Source organism: Paenibacillus sp. J5 (genome assembly GCF_054955055.1).
The window spans coordinates 321,485-340,555 of record NZ_JBUEDD010000006.1; the positions used below are offsets into that span (position 1 = coordinate 321,485).

The following is a 19,071-nucleotide window of genomic DNA, read 5'->3' on the forward strand; positions in this document are numbered from 1 at the left end:
GAATTTAAAATAACTCTCCGTGCAGGAGAGTTATGCAGTTTACATCGAATGGCCCTTGGTATGGTCTTCGGATTTTTTCTTTTTCATTACGCTCAGAATCATCGTGCCGACAAACACGATAATCAGCAGCGAGAAGAACAGATAATGAGGGATGTGCGCGCCCAGCGCCTCAGCGATCATCTTCACACCGATAATGACGATCAGAATGAAGGCTGCTTTCTCCAGCTCAGGGAACTTCTCAATCAGCCTCAGGAATACTTGAGCAACGCCGCGCATCATCAGGACGCCCAGAATGCCGCCCAGGAACAGTACCCATAGCTGCTCGCTTACACCAAATGCAGCCAATACGCTGTCGATGCTGAATGCGATGTCCATCATCTCCACAGCGAGCACAGTCCGCCAGAAGCCCATGCCCTTGTTGACCACTTCATCGTCCTCACTAGGCTTCTTGCCGATATAGGGAAGGAGAGGAATGCCGCCGACTCGCGCCAGCTTGAACTGAAGGTCGAACAGATTGCTAAGCGCGATCCATAGCAGATAGAGTCCGCCAGCGACCTTCACCCAGGTGATCTTTACCAGGAAGGTTCCGACACCGATGGCTAGGAAACGGAAGACGTAAGCACCCAAAATACCGTAAAATAATGCCTTCTTCTGCTGCTCTTTTGGAAGATGCTTGACCATCACGGCGAGCACGAGCGCGTTATCTGCCGAGAGCAATCCTTCCAGAATAATGAGCGTACCGATAATCCCCCAGCTAACCGGATCGCTTAACGTCGTGACGATCGTGTTCCAGTCAAAGAAATTGCTGAAGTTTTCAATAAAACTGCGGAAAAAATCCGACAAGGTGCTTCCTCCTCTAAATTAACTTCCCATGTATATCTTCTATTTGGAGCCAGCGACCCATTTAAGCCCCCAATTGTAGGCTTGGTCAAGCTGTCTATGGCCTTCCACATAATGGACGAGCTTCTCCACGCTGAAGGTTTCATCGCGGACATTGGTAATCATGGCGATGCCACACATGCGCTTGCGGTTGTCTGGCTCATCCAGTCGAATGACAATATCCGGTCCGTGGCTCTGCTTGATCGTTACGACACCGTCCGCCTCGGTCCATTTGGATACTCCTTCATAGATAAAGGCGAATACAAGAATTCGTTTGATCTCTGAAATATGGCTCCCGTTAATCCTCAGATTCTCTCCTGTAGAGACAGAACCAGTGCGGTCATCGCCGTCTAGCGCAATATAAGGCGGGTTGCGAAGCGAGCCGAAGGCATTGCCCAGCGCCTGGATGACAGCCTTCTGTCCATCCTTCATCTCGAACAAGCAGCCGAGATCGAGATCAATGCGCTTGCTTCCGAAGAAGCCGGAGGATTTCTTCTGATTCCAGTTCAGATTAATGAGTAATTCTCCCAGCGAGCCTGAATTTTTTTGCAGATTGATCGTATCGCCGCGCTTCTTCAGCTCAATCTTCTGAAGCTGGACAGGCTGTGGGGGAGGGGAAGCCTCCTGCCTGACCGGAGGAGCTGGAGGGGGAGCATCTGCTTGCGGAACGGGCGGAGCTGGTGGTTGTCCAGGCTGTGGCTTCGATGAAGCCGAGCTCGCATCATCCTTCACCTCAATGCCGAAGCTATTGCATAATGCTCCCAGCCCTCCGGTATATCCGGAGCCGATCGCGTTAAATTTCCATTCGTTGTTATAGCGGTATAACTCGCCGACCACAATCGCCGTCTCCACGGAACCGGACTGTCCCAGCTCAAATCGAAGCAGCTCAGCGCCGGTGGCGGCGTCCATGATGCGAATATACGTCCCATCCACCTGGGAGAAGCTTTGGCGGCGAGCATCGGCATCATAGATGGTTAGTGTAAAGGCGATGCGCTCGTATTGCTGGGGGATCGCTCTATGCTCCAGTGTGACCTGCTCCTTATCCGAGCCGCCCCAGCGCTTCTCACTGGTGGAGAGTCTGACGGAGCTGCCTCCGCCTGCCGGATTGCCGTAGAAGATCAGATCCTCATCTTGAGTGACCTTGCCGCCAGCGCCCAGGAGGAACGCGGAAAAATCAATATCGATGGATGCGCCGCTGTTCCAGCCCATGCCGACGATAATGCTGTGCAGATCAGGCTTGCCCTTGGTTACATCGGCTTTTTGCCCTTTGATCAACGATACTGTCATGTTGTTCCACACCTCTCAAGTGTTGCCGGCTGGTGCCGCTGGTGGGCGGCCTCCCATACCTGCAGGCTTATACAAAGCTCCAGTTACTGCCATGCCTTCTGTTCAAGAGCACGCGGCAGCAACCGGAGCGAAAGAGATATTAGCTGGCGTCCAGGCCATAATTGCGGCATAACGCCGCAAGTCCGCCCGAGAAGCCGGAGCCTACCGCCTGGAACTTCCATTCTGTCCCTTGGCGATACAGCTCGCAGATGACAACTGCTGTCTCTACGGAGAAATCCTCGCCCAGATCATAACGCAATATTTCACGGCCGGACAGCTCGTCCAGCACCCGAACGAAAGCATTGGATACTTGGCCGAAGTTCTGCTCGCGCGCTGCCGCATCATGGATGGTAACCGTGATGCCGATGCGCTGGATAGAGTCCGGGATCAGCGAGAAGTCAATGATGATCTGCTCATCGTCGCCTTCGCCTTCGCCCGTCCGGTTGTCGCCGGTATGAACGACAGAGCCGTTAGGTGTCTTGGGATTATTGTAGAAGACGAAATCCTCAGCACCCTTGGCTCGTCCATCCTGATGAAGCAGGAAGGCCGAGGCGTCGAGATCATAGTCTTCTCCGCTGCTGTACTTGTTAATGTCCCAGCCCAGCCCGATGACGACCTTCTTCAGACCCGGATTGGTCTTGGTCAGATCGATGCGCTGGCCCTTGGCAAGACTGATAGTCATAGACTTTCCTCTCCTTCTATATCCAGATTAAGAGACTTGCAGGCCAAAGTCGCGGCACAGTCCCGCCAGTCCGTCCTGGTAACCGCTGCCGACAGCGCTGAACTTCCATTCGCCGCTATGACGGTACAACTCTGCAACAACAATCGCCGTCTCGACGGAGAAGTCCTCGCCCAGATCGTAGCGGATCAGCTCTGTGCCGCTTGCCTCATTGACGATCCGCACGAAGGCGTTGGATACTTGGCCGAAGTTCTGAGCGCGTTCCTTGCCTTCATGGATGGTAATGCAGATCGAGATTTTCTCGATATTGGCAGGCACATTCGGCAGATCAACAACGATCTGCTCATCATCGCCCTCGCCCTCGCCTGTCCGGTTGTCGCCGGTGTGCAGGACAGAGCCGTTATCGTTCTTGGTGTTGTTATAGAATACGAATGCGTTATCGGAGACAACCGTCCCTCCGCCGTTCAGCAAGAAGGCCGAGGCGTCCAGATCGAAGTCTTTTCCGCCATCATACTTGTTGGTGTCCCAGCCCAGTCCGATAACGACCTTGGTCAAGCCGGGGTTGGTTTTGGTCAGGTCTACTTTTTGTCCTTTTTGCAAGCTAATTGCCATAGTGAGTCCCTCTTTTCTAGGATTAGGTGTATTGTCTGGCGAGTATATCAATATGCGGGGCGTGAGTGCCCTCGCCGATTGCATTGAACTTCCATTCTCCCTGATGGCGGTACAGCTCGCCAGTGATCAGGGCCGTCTTGCCGGCGTAGTTATCCGTCAGATTGAAGCGTACTAATTCGTTATTGGAGGAAGGGTCAAACACACGAATAAAAGCGGATTGTATCATGCCAAAATCCTGGCGGCGCGCTTCACAGTTATAGATATTGACAACAACCAAAATACGCTCTACCTCGGCAGGCACTCGGTTCAGATCGACAATAATTTGCTCGTCGTCTCCGTCTCCATCCCCTGTAATGTTGTCTCCAGTATGTACCACCGATCGACAGGGGCTCTTGAGATTATAGAAGCAGATCAGATGCTTGTCGCTAACCAGCTTGCCATGAGCATCGAGCATGAGTGCTGAAGCATCGCAGTCAATATTGGCCTTGGCCTTCTTGAAGCCGAAGAAGCTTCGTCCAGCATCAGCCGGGTCCCAGCCCAGTCCTACCACAACCTTGGTCAATCCGGCATTTCCTTTGGTGAGATCAACCTTTTGACCTTTTACCAATGAGATTGTCATGGATGTATACTCCTCCTTTCCAAATTTATACTTCTCATTTATTATATTGATTTCTAGCAAAATCCGCAATTATTCTACAATTATCGCATTCTTTTGTGAGCGCAGTATCAACAATAAATGAAAACAGCGCGCGTATCCGGCTGCAGCAACGGATATTTCGTTCGGAACACTGTCTTTTTATCGAAGTTTGGCACAGCATGTCGCTCATGCCTATATTTACGATGGTTGCTGTCGCAAAGTTTCAACGAAATTATGCAAATTATCGATTGGAATAAAATTCCCGCTGTCCCATAGTGAATCGGGAGGCAGCGGGAGAGGGGACTTAACGCAGCTTGGCGTTCTGGCTCTCGCGGTATTGACCCGGCGTTATGCCCTCCTGCTTGCGGAAGGAGCGGATAAAGTTCTGCGAATTGTTGTATCTCAGGCGCGAGGCGATGTCCTTGATTGGCATATCGGTCTCGGTCAGCCATTTCTTCGCCATATTGAACCGGTAGGCGGACAAATATTCGCTGAAGGAGTAGTTGGTTTCCTTGCGGAATACGCTGCTAAGATAGTTCGCATTGTAATGCAGGCGCGAGGCGCATTCCTCCAGCGTCAGGTCTGTATCATAATGCTGGTGAATCCACTCAATGATTTTCTCTGAAATATTATGATACTGTTCATTTTGCCGGTTGCTGAAGATAGACACCATCGGCTGGATGATGCGCGCCCAGAACCATTCTTCAATCTCGCTGCCTGTAGTCAGCCGCAGCAGCTCCTCGAATAATGTGCGCTCGCCTTGCTGCGACGGGCTCAGATGAATCCGCGATTCCTGCGCGACAACCAGCAGGTTGTTGAGCAGCCGCATCAGCGGAATCTGGTACTCCTGTGGCGCCAGCTCCGTCTTGAACATCGAATTAAGGAAGCGGTGCAGATCTTCACGCGCCTTGCCAGCCTCCGCCAGCTTGATGGCATCCACAAGCTCCAGCTCGATCTGATGCGGATAGCTCAGGTGAAAGTAATGATTGCCGGAATCAAGCTGCTCATACTGAATAATAATGCCCTCACCCAGCTTCAGGCGATGCTTCAAGGCCTCCAGCCCTTCCCGATAGGCAACCGCCACGTTCTCGATCGAGTCAAATGGCAAGCTCAGCCCGATGCTCACCTGCAGGTGCAGATAAGACATGATCTTCTGCTGAAGCTGCTCTGTCATACTATAGAGCTGCGTGTTGAAGGAATCCAGTTCACTGTCCGAGCTGCCGATCAACGTGACGATCGTCGTGTCGATGAGTACAGGAACCAGCCGCTTGCTATTATCGACCATCTCTTCAATGATATTGTGGATGGCAAACAGCAGCAGCTCCAGATCCTGCTGTTCGTAGTGGGTATGCTCCAGCGTATCGATCTGCAGCGTCATGACTGCCATCGTCCTCCATTGCTGCAACTGCTGGGCAAAGCCATACTGCTCCAGTTGCTCGCGCAGCTCTCGCTTGCGTGCATGCCCTTGATACGCCTTGATCAGATAGAAGGCCCGCACCTGCATGAGATGGCGGCTTACCTCCTGCTCCAACTGAGATTTGGACTGGAATAGCTGTTGAACATGATCGCCGATAATCTGAAATTCATTATTGCGCTTGCGATGCTGCTCCGGCAGCAGCTCGGTGATTTGCGTCACCAGCTTCTGAATCGGATCGTACATTCGGCGTGACCCGATCCAGGCCAGCAGGATGGAGACCAGCAGCAGCGCCATGCATACATAGAGCGTGTAGCGGCCGATCTTGTGCGTCTCCTTCGTCAGGCTGTCGATGGAGATCGTAGAAAGATAGATCCACCCATTGAACTCAGACTTATAATAGGTAACAGCATACATATGCCCGGATAGCATCGTTGTGAACTGGCCGGAATTGCCGCTCAGCTCCTCGCTGCTTGCCAGGCCTGCGGCGCTCGCAGGCTTGCCGATCATCAGGCGGTCAGGATGGAGGAGGATGCGCTGTTGCTCATCCAGCAGCATGACCAGCGATGTCTCGTCCGTATCGAACTGAATCATATCCTGCAGGTTGCAGGTGGGTATATTTGCGAGCGCTAGCCCGCGTTTTTCAAACCCGGTGGTGGGTAGCTTTTTTACGAGACTCACAGTATAATCACAGTTAGCATTGTTAGCGCTTTCTTCCGTGTAAAACCAATAACTGGGCGTTAGTACCCAGGAGGAATCCTCGACTGTCTCGGATAGCTGCTGAAGCTGCTCCAGGTACGGGTACGTATCGCTGCGATAGATACCGGAGTTTTTGATCAGCCAATCCTGCTCCTGGTTCAACAGCACAACATCTTCGACCCGTGTGTCGAAGGATTGCATGTTGCGAATTTCCTTGCGCAGATCGTCATACAAGATGAAGTCGTTGACGGTAAGCTGTTCATTCCACGCACGCTTCATCACGGATGAATTGACAACCTGGTTCAATGTATGATTGACGGTTCGCAGGATTTGCTCTACATTTGCATTAATTTGCACGAGCAGTTGGAGCTTGCCCTTGTTGACATGCTCTTGAATCTGCTCAGAGGAAGTGACGTAGGAAAATACACCGATTGAAATTACTGGTATAATACTTAATATGAAGCCAAATATGGTCATTTTGCTTAGGAAGCTTAGAGAGCGCATGGACAGCATCACAACCTTCTGCAGATAGTACTGCCTATTATATTCAAATCGGCTCCATCCGTACAATAATCATCTCGCACCACAATAATCATCAGCTCAGATCATGACGATCTTTGACGATATTTTAGCTATGCCAGGGAGGAACACTATGAACTTCATTTCGACACATGCTCGTAGATTACCTGCTTTACTATTACTGTTGATTGGACTGCTGCTCGTGCTCGGAGCTTGCAGTAATCAGCATAAGTCAGCAGCGATCGCTGATCAGGATCGACCGCTCATCACCATTATGGCACCACTGCATTTTCCGAATCAGCCAGATCGCAAGCTGGTGAGCGACATCGAGGAGCTGACGGAAACGAGATTACAGATTGAGTGGGTGCCTGACGAGATTTACAGTGATAAGATGACCATGTCACTCGCCACCAACTCGCTCAAGAAGGCGACATTTGTCAAGCATACAGACTTTTTGTCGCTGAAGAGCGCAATTCGTGCCGGCGAATTTTGGGAGATTGGTCCTTACCTGAAGGATTTCGATAACCTGAAGCATCTGGACATGAATATACTGGATCAGACGACGGTGAATGGCAAGCTGTACGGGTTGTACACGGAGCGCCCTTCCTCCAGGCAAGGCATCATCCTGCGCAAGGATTGGCTCGATCGGCTTGGACTGGGTGTGCCGCAAAACCTGGAGGAGCTGTACGAGGTGATGCGCCGCTTCACGTATGACGATCCTGATGGCAACGGGCAGGACGACACGTTCGGACTGGCTGACCGCAATGATCTCATCTATGGCTCCTTCAAGACGCTAAGCTCTTACTTCGGCACGCCGAATAACTGGAAGATCGAGAACAACGAGCTCATTCCAGAGTTTGAGACACAGCCTTACAGAGAGACGATGAATTTCATGCGGCGCCTCTACACAGAGAAGCTGGTGAATCAGGATTTTGCTGTGACGAGCAAGCAGCTTCAGCGCAATATGATTATCTCGGGCAAGGCAGGCATCTATATTGGCAGTATGACGGATGCGCAGCGGCTGTCGGAGGAGGCGAAGAGCGTCCATCCAGACGCAGAACTGATTATCGTCAACCGCATAGCAGGGCCGGAGGGGTACAGGGTCTGGTCGATACCGAATTATAATGGCCTGTATCTGTTCTCCAAGCGGGCGATCAAGACAGAGGAGGAGCTGCTTGCCATCCTGGCTTTTTTTGACCGGACGATGGACAAGGACATTAGCAATCTGATGCGCTACGGATACGAAGGCAGGCACTATGAGCTTAGAGATAGCGGGGTCATCCTGCCCGAGCGTGCGGCTCAGCTCAGGGTTAATGAGGTCAATCCGCTGCGTCCGCTGATGATCGCCGATCTGCGCAATCCCAATGTGCTGCCGATTCAGGAGGGAGAGCAGTTGATGGAGCTGGCGGAGCAGTTGAGTCAGGACAATGAAAAGTTCATTGTCAAAGACCCGACTGTCAATCTGGAATCGGCGACCTCGGATGAGAAGGGGGCTGTGCTCTACAAGATCATTACAGATGCGACGTACAATTATATTCTGGGCCAGCTCGATGAGGAGGGGTTCCAGAAGGAAGTGGAGAAATGGCGCCGCCAAGGCGGCGAGCAGATTATTAATGAGCTGACAGAGGCCTACTATCGCAACAGCACAGCCACAGAGCCTTCCCCTAGATGATGGGGAGGGCTTTTTTGCGCTCATCGTTGCCCACTTGGACAGTCTGGCAATAATCATCACCTCAGATGGGCGCGATATAGATGATCATTGGCTTCCTAACCTGTGAGAATGAGCAAATGATTGTATACGTAACGAATAGCCGGCCTTACGATGTGAATATGGAGCCGCGAGTGCCGAAGCCGCACAGTTCGGCACCTCAGTCTTTTGCAAGCGTTTAAATTTACAAAAATGGAGGTCAACGCTGTATGAAAAAGAAATCGGTACCGCTGCTGCTGAGTGTCATGATGATCAGTACATTAATGCTGGCAGCATGCTCTTCGGATGGCGGCAAGACAACGAATACTGGAAGTACGGGAACGGAAGGAAACAAGCCTGCTGCTTCCGAGGGAACTAAGGAGGAAGCTTCGGAGAATGAGGCGCCAGCCGAGATTACGATCATGCTGCCGTTAAATATTGCGGAGACGCCACCGGATACGATAAAGAATGAGCTGGAGAAGCTGACCAATACGAAGCTGACCTACAACTTCTTCCCGGCTGATACCTATGAGGAGAAGCTGAACGCTTCCTTCGCCACGGGCTCGCTGCCGCAGGTGACCTATCTGAAGAACCAGGCGACCTTCCTGAACTTGAAGGAAGCGATCCGTGATGGGGAGTTCTGGGAGATTGGACCGTATCTGTCCGAGTATGAGAACCTGAGCAAGCTGAAGGAGCAGGTGCTGAACAATACCAAGGTGGATGGCAAGCTGTATACCCTATATATTGGTCGCCCGCTGGCGCGTCAGGGAGTCATCTACCGCAAGGACTGGGCAGATAAGCTGGGCTTGCCTGAGCCGAAGACGACCGAAGAGCTGTTCGAGATGATGAAGCAATTCACCGAGAACGACCCGGATGGCGATGGACAGAAAAATACGGTAGGGCTGGCGGATCGCAATGATCTCGTCTATGGCGCCTTCAAGACGTTGTCCTCGTACTTCCAGACGCCGAACAACTGGGGCGAGAAGGATGGACAACTGCTGCCAGAGTTCATGTTCGATGAGTACGTCCAGACGATGGACTACATGAAGAAGATTCGCGAGGCTGGTTACATGAACCAGGACTTCGCGGCAACGAGCAAGACCGACCAGATTAGTCTGTTCACCAGCGGCAAGGCAGGCGTCTATATTGGCTCGATGCAGGATGTCAGCACGCTGGACAAGGATCTGACCAAGAACGTACCGACAGCCGTAACGGATGTCAATAGCTTGATCACAGGTCCATCGGGCAAATACGGAATCTGGGCACTGCCTGGCTATAACAATGTCGTAGTCTTCCCTAAATCCGCCATCAAGGATGAAGCGGAGCTGAAAAAGGTGCTGGCCTTCTTCGACAAGCAGATGACGCCAGAAGCGTCCAACCTGATGTTCTGGGGGATCGAGGGCACGCACTATGAGGTCATCGACGGCAAGGCCAAGGAAATGGATGACAAGGATAAGATCGAGCGCGAGGTCAAAGGCTTCAAGGATAGTGTAATCGGTGAGGTCGAGACCAACGGTCGATATGACGGCTACTATTCCCTGCCTTCGCGGATCAAAGCGGAAGAGCTGATCATCACCAATGAGCAGCATGCCATTCATGACCCGACTGCGCCGCTGGACTCGGCTACGTATACCGAGAAGGGGCTGCAACTGCAAGACATCATTACTGACGCAACCTACAAATATATCTATGGTCAGATTGATAAGGCCGGCTTCGATCAAGCGATTGAGACGTGGAAGAGCCGCGGCGGAAGCCAGATTATCGAGGAGTTCAACGCAGCTTACAAAAAATAAATGAACGCAAGCAGGCCGTGGCCGGGTCGGGTTCTCCGGCCGCGTGATGCTTGCAGCATGTGCGAAGATTTTGGTGCAGAAAGGAAGTATGGGTATGGAAGAAGCTGTCGTTCTTGAGAAGAAGCTGCAATCGGCGAGGTCTCCCAAATCATCTAGCGAGTTAAAAAGACGGCTTTGGAAAAATAAGCTGCTCTATATTATGATTTTGCCGGGGCTGCTCTATTTCGTTGTGTTTAAATATTTGCCGATGTACGGCTTGATTATATCCTTTCAAAACTATAAGCCGTATAAAGGGATCAGCGGCAGCGACTGGGTGGGCTTCGAGCATTTCAAGCGGTTGTTTACCGAGCCGGACTTTTTGAATATTTTGTCCAATACGCTCATCTTGTTCGGGATGAACCTGCTCTTCTTTTTCCCAATCCCGATTGTATTGGCACTGATGCTGAATGAGGTGCGGTCATCTGCCTTCAAGAGAACGATTCAGACGATGGTGTACATTCCCCATTTTATGTCCTGGGTAATCATTGTCTCGATCAGCTATGTCATGCTTACGATGGACGGCGGTATCATTAATGAACTGGTCAGTATGCTTGGAATGAATAAAATCAATTTCCTGCTGAGCCCGGAGTGGTTCAGGCCAACGTATATTATGCAGGTGATCTGGAGAGAAGCAGGCTGGGGCACGATCATTTATTTGGCGGCAATCGCATCGATTGACCCGACCCAATATGAGGCGGCGCGCATCGACGGCGCCGGACGTTTACGGCAGGTGTGGCATATTACGCTGCCTGCGATTCGCAGTGTCATAATTATTTTGCTGATTCTGAAAATTGGTGATGTTCTGGAGCTGGGCTTCGAGCACGTCTACCTATTGCTTAATTCCATGAACCGTAGTGTGGCGGAAATTATCGATACGTATGTGTACACGGCAGGTCTCCAGCAAGGACAATTCAGCTATAGTGCCGCGGTCGGCTTCTTCAAATCGTTCATCGGTCTTGTGCTGGTCATGCTGGCCAACAAGCTCGCGAAGAAAATGGGAGAGGACGGCGTGTACTAGGGCTTTAGCTTTAGCGTCGGAGTTTGAAGACACACCCTAGCCGCCATACGAAAGGAGAACAAAGCAAATGGTAGAGGATCGCAGTTTATCCGGACGCACTTTTTCTATAGTCAATTATGTATTGCTGGCGATCATCGGGATCGTCACCATGCTACCATTCGTGCATGTGCTGGCCGGCTCATTCACGACCAGCGCCGAGATGGCCATTAAGAAGTTCGTCCTGATTCCCACTGAATGGAGTTTGGATGCATACCGATTTATTTTCTCTACAGATACGCTCTTTCGAGCGATGACAGTATCAATCGGGGTGACGCTGTTCGGGACACTGTTCAGCATGTTCATCACCTCGCTGATGGCCTATGGATTGTCGCGCAAGGACCTCGATGGACGAAGATTCTTTATGTTCATGGTTGTCTTCACGATGCTGTTCAGCGGCGGTCTGATTCCGACCTTCCTGGTCGTCAAGGAGCTGGGGCTGATTGATACGTATGCCTCTCTCGTGCTGCCAGTGACGATCAGCGCGTTCAACCTGATCATTTTGCGCAACTTCTTCCAGAATATCCCTGAAGGGCTGGAGGAGTCGGCCAAGATTGACGGCTGCAATGATTTCGGCATTTTGTTCCGTATCGTACTGCCGCTATCGCTTCCGGCGATTGCGACCGTGTCGCTGTTCTACGCGGTTACTTACTGGAATACGTATATGCACGCCATTCTGTATTTGGACAGCAGCTACAAATGGCCGATTCAGGTGCTGCTGCGGCAAATCGTTGTATTGGCGAGCGGTATGGATTCCGGCGCCTCCTTCGACGGCGAAGTGCCTCCTCCCGACCAGAGTGTGAAGATGGCCGTTATCGTCGTGGCGACCTTGCCGATCTTGTGCGTGTATCCGTTCCTGCAGAAGCATTTCGCCAAGGGAGCGTTGCTCGGTTCCATCAAAGGGTAATGGGGAAGGAGAGAAGTAAACGATGCAAACGGCTGTAAAAACACCCATCGAATGGGCGAAGGCCGCGTGTGACGCGATTATGGCGGCCTATATGCCGCAGGAGCTGCCCCCGGCAGGACGATGGCATTATCATCAAGGGGTATTCCTATGCGGCATGGAATTGCTGACCGGAGAAGTATGGAAGACAAGGTATGATGAATATATCCAAGGCTACGTAGACAGCTTGATCGATGAGCAAGGGAATTTCTACTATGCACGCGATGAGCTGGACGCCATCCAGCCGGGACTGCTACTGTTCCGGCTGGAGGAGCGCACAGGCGATATGCGCTATCGGATCGCCGCGGATAAGCTGCGCCGGCTGTTCGATACGCTGAACATGACCTCGGAGGGCGGCTACTGGCATAAGGATAAGTACCCCTATCAGATGTGGCTGGATGGGCTGTACATGGGCGGTGTATTCGCCCTCCAGTATGCCAATGCATACGGCGACGACAGCCTGCGGCAGATGGTGCTGCATCAGGAGTCGCTCATGCGCAAGTATATGAAGGACGAAGCGACAGGGCTGCTCTATCATGCATGGGATGAGAAGCGGCAGACGCCGTGGGCCAACCCGCAGACGGGCTGCTCGCCCGAGTTCTGGGCGCGCTCGCTCGGCTGGTATGTGCTGTCGCTGGCTCGCTTCATCGAGCTGCTGCCACAGGAGGAGCCGGGGCGTGCTGCGCTGCTGACAGAGCTGGGAGCGCTCGTGAAGGCGCTGGTTCGCTATCAGGATCAAGAGAGCGGGCTATGGTACCAGGTCGTAGACAAGGGGGAACAGCCGGACAACTGGCTGGAAACCTCGGGCTCTAGCTTGTTCGTGTACGGCATCGCCAAGGCCGTGCAGTACGGGGTTGCCGGGGAAGAGGCGCTGGCTGCGGCGATCAAGGGCTATGAAGGACTGATTCAGACGGTGCAGTTCGATGCTGACGGGCAGTTTGTGCTGCCGAAGATCTGTATCGGCACGTCGGCAGGGGACTATCAGAATTATGTGACGCGCCCGACCAGCGAGAATGACCTGCACGGTGTGGGAGCCTTCGTCATGGCTTGTGTGGAGCTTGATCGCGCGAGGAGCCAATAAAGGAAGTTTATATCGCGTGGAAGCCAGAGTGTCTCGGGTGCGTGAGTGTGCGCGCCCGAGGCACTCTTTATTGTGTGCATTAAGGCGCCTTGGCTTCCAACGGGCTGGCAGCATTAGAGGTGACGGTGCGGTTCTTGCCGGATCGCTTCGCTGCATACAGATAGCCGTCCACGATCTCAAATAGCTGCTCCTTGTTCAGCGGCGTAGTGTAGCTGTGAAGTCCAATACTAACCGTAACGACCCCGCCAAGCAGCTCGTGATGATGAAGCTGCGAGAGCTGCTCGCGAATGTGCTCCACCGTCTGATGTGCCTCCTCGAACGATTTCTCGAACAGCAGCAGTGCAAATTCCTCGCCGCCATAACGGGCAGCAATATCATGGGGGCCGATGTGATCCCGAATCATATGGGCTACGCGTGCCAGAATGATGTCCCCTGTGCGGTGCCCGTATGTATCGTTAATGGATTTGAAATTATCAATGTCAATCAGAGCCAGATGGAACGGAACCGAATCGGCATATTCAATCGCTTTTTGATAATATTCATGAAAGGAGATATGGTTGTACAGATGGGTCAGCGCATCTGTTGTGGCGAGCTTGACCATCAATGCATTTTGGATAATCAGGTCCTGCTTGGCTAGCAGTGTCGACTGGAGATCCGACAGCAGCTCCTGACCGCTGATGCGGATGATATTGGTGAGCAACGTGCCGAGCAACAGAAAGAGTGGAATAGCAACCATGTCGAACCCGCTCAGATAGCCTCTGAAGCTCGAATCCAGCATGAGCACTCCCAATCCGAGCAGTTGAAGAGTAGCCGAGAACAAGGTAAGCCGTTTGTTAAAGAAGATCACTGAAGTGAAGACAGGGAGCAGCAGCGTCCCGGTGATGATACGAATGTCGTAGTTCAGCCAGATGATAGTAAGCGAGATGATGCTTCCGGCAATAAACAGGCTGTAGAAGCCGAGGAGGTGGTAGCGACGATGAAGAAACTGAGCAAGCAGGGTAATGCCCCCCATTGCCAATGTCGGCAGGAGCAGAATATGGATATAAAAATGCCAGGGAGTTGCATTATAGGACAGAAACCAATAAGACAGCAACTGTGCTCCCCCATGTACAGCAATAATGACCCAATAGGCAACGAGTATTTTGCGCACCCATATATATTGTTTGGCAATGTGCTCATCTGAGCTGAAGGTGCTCTTGGACATCTTGTTCACCACACTGACTTAGTAGAGTCGCTTGTCGCATTTCTCATCTCTATGATTATAGGCGAGTTTGCTTGAAACATGAAGTTAAGATTGTTACCATTTCAAATATTTGAATATACATAACGGGTACAAGTATCGAATTGCCAAGTGAGTATTATATTCGGTTTGCGAAAATAATTAACTTGAGTTAATATATGTACATAAGTTCATTTTTGTGGAGGGTGAAGGTTTGATGCCAGAAGCAGAGATTTCGTTGCGAGAGCTGAAGAAGGCGCGCAGCAAGCTAGCGATCTACGAGGCCAGTCTGAAGCTGATTGAGCATCGGCTCTTTAGCGAGGTTATGGTAGAGGATATTTGCCGGGAGGCCGAGGTGTCGCGTGTCACCTTCTTCAAATTTTTCTCGCAAAAAAATGATGTGCTGGTCTATTATATGCGCATCTGGCTGACACGGCGACTGCTGGACATCCGAGCGCAGCGGCTGGAGGGCTTTGCCGCCATTGAGCATCTGTTTGACCAGGTAGCCATCGAGAGCGCCAGCCATGCCGGCATCATGCCCAGCTTGATTTCCTTTTTGGCAGGGATGCAGGGACATCCTGCGATGCCGCCGCTGGAGCGGGCAGAGATTCGGCTGCTCTTTCCCAAGCAGGAGGGGGAGGCCGCTGCTGTGCCCAGCATGTATGAGGCGTTCTGGCAGGCCATGGACGAGGCGCAGCGGGCAGGTGAGCTGAGAAGGGGGATCGAGGTGGAGGTAGCCGTGCAAGTGCTGTTTACTATCTTCTATGGCTCCTTCCTGACGCTCCGCATGTATGAGGGAAACGATGTGAAGGCATGCTATGATGCTCATCTGCGGCTCTTGAAGGAATAGCTTCGTTACGCGATGGGAGAGAAGGGGAGGCAGGACGCGATGGGGGAAGTCATTGCCGGGCGTTATACGGCACAGATCAAGGGAGATTTCGCCGTATTTATCATCGGCATGCGGGTGAACAAGCTGTGGGCGATTCATAAGTGGCTGCCAGTCGCACAGGCGATGGGGCCGATGATCAAGGAGCTGTATGAGCAACCGGAGTCGGGCTTTATGCATGCGACGGTTCATCTGTCATGGAGGGGAGTGACGGTGGTACAGTACTGGCGGTCGTTTGAAGCGCTGGAGCACTATGCACGCAACAGCATGCTCCATACAAGCGCGTGGCATAGCTTCAATAAGCGATCTAGAGGGAGCGGCGCGGTCGGCATCTATCATGAGACCTATCTTGTTCCTGAAGGGCAATATGAGTGTGTGTACAATAATATGCCAGTGATTGGCCTTGCTGGAGCTACAGATGCAGAGCATGTGCCCGCCGGGGGCAGGCTGCGGACGGCAGCCGGGCGCTTGGGCAGACAGTAGGCGCTGCTGGACTCGAAGGCGAGTGCTCCCAGTTGCAGGGCCCAACCGATCCTATACAACAAACACCGCAGCGGCCGACCCGTCTGCGGTGTTTGTCTGTAAGCGAAGCGTCACCCTAAGCATCCCATGAGTGCACCCCCGTAGAGCAGCAGTACCGTCGTGGGACGATCTTCGCTGTTCACGGATGATGGGGAGAAAATAGTGCTATGCTTTGCCCGTTCTATACACGACCAGAATCGAGCTGCGTTGTGAGCTGAGCTGGTTCGGATTTTGCTTAATAAAGCTGCCATAGCAAACTTCAACTACCTGATGCTCATCCAGCGTAGCCAGAAACTCATTTGCAGACTTCTCTGCCAGACGTGAGTCTGTGTCCACAAATTCTTTCACCTGAATCATTTTATCACCACCCCATCGTGCTAAAGGAAGCAGTTTACAGCTACTTCATCAATGCAACTCTAGCACATAAAAGCGATTTGTACAAACTCTAAATATTGTTTGCCGCACCGGGATGCTGGATTCCCTGCCGATGCCCGTCGGACGTGGCAATTGGGCGATTTTTTTGCTGTGCAATGACCATTTCAGGAGGTGAGAAAGGCAGCAAGGCGACGGACCGGACTGACGGGAGCCGCGCTGTTGATTCCGCTGTGCGGCCAGCCGCTATGAATGTGACGGGCAAGCCCGCTCCTTGCGCCTTAGCGGATGCATAATCGGCGGGCGGTCCGTTGGCTAGATTCTGAAGCGGCCAAGCTCCTGCTGCAACTGCTTCGAGATGCCGCTAAGCTGCCCAGACAGCTCGGCCACCTTCTCGATACTGTCCAATTGCTCCTGCGTGCTGGCGCTTACCTCCTCTGTAGAGGCAGAGTTTTCCTCCGTCGTAGAGGAGATGACCTCCAGCGCTTGCATGATCTCATCCTTATGCTGATGAATAACGGATGTGCTGCTGCTAATTTGGCGGATGCGCAAGGCCAACTCCTCGATGTCGCTGCTGAATTGGAAGAAGGATTGTCGGGTGTGCTCTGCTGCCTGAGCGTTCTCTTCGGCAATATGGAGGCCCGTGGCCGTGTGCTCAACCGATAGCCTGGTCTTCTCTTCGATGAAGCGAACCTTCCGGCTGATCTCTTCTGTCGCTGCAGCGGCCTGTTCTGCAAGCTTGCGCACCTCTGCTGCTACGACGGCAAAGCCTCGGCCATGCTCTCCCGCGCGTGCCGCTTCAATAGAAGCATTGAGCGCCAGCAGGTTGGTCTGCTGTGCGATCTGCTGCACCGTCTCTACGAATCCCGATATTTCGGTGCGGCTTTGATCTATCTCATGAATAATCGCGGAGATGGCCTGCGTCGCCCCCTTGTTGCTCTCTGCTCGCTGAGACAGCGCCTCAACGACAGCCAGAGCTTGATCATTCTGCTGCGCGGACTGCTGCATGCGCTCTACCATCGACTGCGCCTCTTGGGCGATGCCGTCGATCTGAGCAGACAGCTCGGCCGTCTTGCGGTAGATGTGCTCGGTTTCACCCGACTGATAGTTGGTCGCGTTCGCAATCTCATGAATGGCGATGACTGTATCGTTCATGGTCGATGCTGTAGCAGAGGAGATGGATTTCAGTTCCTCCGATGAACGATCCAGCGTGTGGGCTGTACTGCCTATCATCTGAATCATCCCGTACAGCCGCTGCACCATACTGCCGACCCCGCGTCCGATTTGTCCGATCTCATTGTGTGAGCGGCTATCGAATTGAACGGTCAGATCACCCTCCTCAATCTGCTTGATCCTGGAGAGCAACTGAGGAATACCTCTTAATATGTAGCGCAGTGTAATATAGCAGGCCAATACGAGAAGCAGCGCTGCGGCGATGAACCCTACCTTGGCAATCCAGCCAAAGGTGTCAAGAGCGGCCAAAGCTTCGCGCTCGCTGACTGTCAAGGCGACCACCCAACCGGTATCTGCGCTGGTACCGTAGCCAATGTAGCGTCGTTCCCCCTGCTCCTCGATCATGCTGACGCCTGTTTCTCCGGCCATAATCTTTGTGCCAAGCTCGCCGAGATCGCCAGTCATTGTCATCAGGTTTTCCTTCATCACCTTGCTCTCATCGGGATGATACAATATGTCCCCCGTTCTGGATACGAGCATCGAATAACCGCTGCTCCCGAGCGAGTAGCTCTTCATGATGGAGGGAATGTCTTTAAATGCGATGTCGACAGCGACAAAGCCAATGACTTGTTCATCATCGCCCGTGATGGGGTAGAAAATGCCCATGAGCAGCTCCCCCGTATTCACATCAGCGTAGGGCTCGGCAAAGTACAGTCCCTTGGCAGCCATGATCGGTTCATAATACGGGCGTGAGGCGACATCAAACTTTGCGTTGGATGCCGTGCCATTATGCAGGAGCCAGAAGCCCTTGCCCTCGATGCTGAGCACCCATGCATCAGCAAAAGATGGCTCCGCCTTCACAATGGCAGCCAGTGTAGCGTGCGTCTCTGCTGCGTAAGGGGAGGATAGTGCAAGTTCGGGTGAAGCGGTGGTTTCAATGTAGCGGCGGAACAACTGATTCGTAGCCATCTGCTGGACTAAGCTGCCCTTTTCCTTGAAGAAGGCGTCGAATTCGCCTACGGTAGCTTGTGTCTTCGTCAGCAGCAGTGTCTCTTGCTGCGACTTGATCATTTGTGAGGTGAAGGTGTACAGAATCGTTCCTAGAAGAGAGAAGACAACGATGATGTTGACCAGCAGCACAACAGCCAATGTGTTCGCGATACTGAAAATTCTCAATTGGGGGAACTTCATTTTTTTCTTCTTCATACGTCATCTCCTTTAGGTAAAAATGATGGACAAGCTCATAAAAACGATAAGTATAATGGTACATTAATACTATAACATGTATTTTTTTGTCGAAGTTCATTGTAAACGCTCTAAAAATATAGGTCTTTTGAATTATTTTTCTGCAAACGAGAGATTCTACTTCGCATGGCCGTTGGTAGTAGCGTGTTCAACAGGATGTGAAGAGCTATAATCTGACAGGTTGTTAATTAGAAAGCGCTTGCTACAATAAATTTGACATGCAGGCTAAATGGGTCTGCTAATTTAAAGTTACATAATTTTCATAATTATCATATTTTTAAATAAAATAAAG

At 52.1% G+C, this 19,071-nt stretch carries 16 protein-coding genes; 7 read left to right on the plus strand and 9 right to left on the minus strand.

Annotated elements, in window-relative coordinates:
- Window positions 1-39 precede the first annotated feature (39 nt).
- The 6 genes from ACY1JZ_RS13740 to ACY1JZ_RS13765 form a co-directional block, all read right to left on the minus strand.
- Window positions 40-843 (minus strand): TerC family protein, encoded by an 804-nt coding sequence (locus tag ACY1JZ_RS13740; RefSeq protein WP_462629654.1) that lies wholly within the window; start codon window positions 841-843, stop codon window positions 40-42.
- A 39-nt stretch (window positions 844-882) separates the two neighbouring features.
- On the minus strand, window positions 883-2,166 hold the full coding sequence (locus tag ACY1JZ_RS13745) for a TerD family protein (protein ID WP_462629655.1): 1,284 nt from the start codon (window positions 2,164-2,166) through the stop codon (window positions 883-885).
- Window positions 2,167-2,305: 139 nt separating this feature from the next.
- Window positions 2,306-2,887, minus strand: a complete 582-nt coding sequence (locus tag ACY1JZ_RS13750) for a TerD family protein (protein ID WP_270165713.1) — start codon at window positions 2,885-2,887, stop codon at window positions 2,306-2,308.
- Between the two features lie 27 nt (window positions 2,888-2,914).
- Window positions 2,915-3,496, minus strand: coding sequence for a TerD family protein (locus tag ACY1JZ_RS13755; RefSeq protein WP_270165711.1), 582 nt, complete (start codon window positions 3,494-3,496; stop codon window positions 2,915-2,917).
- Between the two features lie 22 nt (window positions 3,497-3,518).
- On the minus strand, window positions 3,519-4,115 hold the full coding sequence (locus ACY1JZ_RS13760) for a TerD family protein (protein ID WP_462629656.1): 597 nt from the start codon (window positions 4,113-4,115) through the stop codon (window positions 3,519-3,521).
- A 322-nt stretch (window positions 4,116-4,437) separates the two neighbouring features.
- On the minus strand, window positions 4,438-6,759 hold the full coding sequence (locus tag ACY1JZ_RS13765; RefSeq protein ID WP_462629657.1) for a helix-turn-helix domain-containing protein: 2,322 nt from the start codon (window positions 6,757-6,759) through the stop codon (window positions 4,438-4,440).
- Window positions 6,760-6,898: 139 nt separating this feature from the next.
- Here ACY1JZ_RS13765 and ACY1JZ_RS13770 point away from each other — a divergent pair, with 139 nt between their 5' ends.
- The 5 genes from ACY1JZ_RS13770 to ACY1JZ_RS13790 all read left to right on the plus strand — a co-directional run bounded on the left by ACY1JZ_RS13770 (window position 6,899) and on the right by ACY1JZ_RS13790 (window position 13,362).
- Entirely contained in the window at window positions 6,899-8,437 is a 1,539-nt protein-coding gene (locus tag ACY1JZ_RS13770) for an extracellular solute-binding protein (protein ID WP_462629658.1), read from the plus strand.
- A 245-nt stretch (window positions 8,438-8,682) separates the two neighbouring features.
- Window positions 8,683-10,245: an extracellular solute-binding protein gene (locus tag ACY1JZ_RS13775; RefSeq protein ID WP_462629659.1), complete on the plus strand. Its 1,563-nt coding sequence runs from the start codon at window positions 8,683-8,685 to the stop codon at window positions 10,243-10,245.
- A gap of 94 nt (window positions 10,246-10,339) precedes the next feature.
- A complete protein-coding gene (locus ACY1JZ_RS13780; protein WP_270165701.1) occupies window positions 10,340-11,302 on the plus strand; it encodes an ABC transporter permease in 963 nt (320 codons plus the stop codon).
- 67 nt (window positions 11,303-11,369) lie between these two features.
- Window positions 11,370-12,245, plus strand: coding sequence for a carbohydrate ABC transporter permease (locus ACY1JZ_RS13785; protein WP_270165699.1), 876 nt, complete (start codon window positions 11,370-11,372; stop codon window positions 12,243-12,245).
- Between the two features lie 22 nt (window positions 12,246-12,267).
- Window positions 12,268-13,362, plus strand: coding sequence for a glycoside hydrolase family 88/105 protein (locus tag ACY1JZ_RS13790; protein ID WP_462629660.1), 1,095 nt, complete (start codon window positions 12,268-12,270; stop codon window positions 13,360-13,362).
- 79 nt (window positions 13,363-13,441) lie between these two features.
- Here ACY1JZ_RS13790 and ACY1JZ_RS13795 read toward each other — a convergent pair whose 3' ends face one another.
- Window positions 13,442-14,566 carry a GGDEF domain-containing protein gene (locus ACY1JZ_RS13795; protein WP_462629661.1) on the minus strand — a complete coding sequence of 375 codons (1,125 nt, stop codon included), beginning with the start codon at window positions 14,564-14,566 and terminating at the stop codon, window positions 13,442-13,444.
- 232 nt (window positions 14,567-14,798) lie between these two features.
- Here ACY1JZ_RS13795 and ACY1JZ_RS13800 point away from each other — a divergent pair, with 232 nt between their 5' ends.
- Window positions 14,799-15,431: a TetR/AcrR family transcriptional regulator gene (locus ACY1JZ_RS13800; RefSeq protein ID WP_462629693.1), complete on the plus strand. Its 633-nt coding sequence runs from the start codon at window positions 14,799-14,801 to the stop codon at window positions 15,429-15,431.
- Between the two features lie 39 nt (window positions 15,432-15,470).
- Window positions 15,471-15,950, plus strand: a complete 480-nt coding sequence (locus ACY1JZ_RS13805; protein ID WP_462629662.1) for a DUF4188 domain-containing protein — start codon at window positions 15,471-15,473, stop codon at window positions 15,948-15,950.
- Window positions 15,951-16,154: 204 nt separating this feature from the next.
- Here the strand turns inward: ACY1JZ_RS13805 and ACY1JZ_RS13810 are convergent, their stop codons facing one another.
- Together ACY1JZ_RS13810 and ACY1JZ_RS13815 are read right to left on the minus strand one after the other, a co-directional pair.
- Window positions 16,155-16,346 carry a sporulation protein Cse60 gene (locus ACY1JZ_RS13810; RefSeq protein WP_270165679.1) on the minus strand — a complete coding sequence of 64 codons (192 nt, stop codon included), beginning with the start codon at window positions 16,344-16,346 and terminating at the stop codon, window positions 16,155-16,157.
- A 330-nt stretch (window positions 16,347-16,676) separates the two neighbouring features.
- Window positions 16,677-18,740, minus strand: coding sequence for a methyl-accepting chemotaxis protein (locus ACY1JZ_RS13815; protein ID WP_462629663.1), 2,064 nt, complete (start codon window positions 18,738-18,740; stop codon window positions 16,677-16,679).
- Window positions 18,741-19,071: the final 331 nt, after the last annotated feature.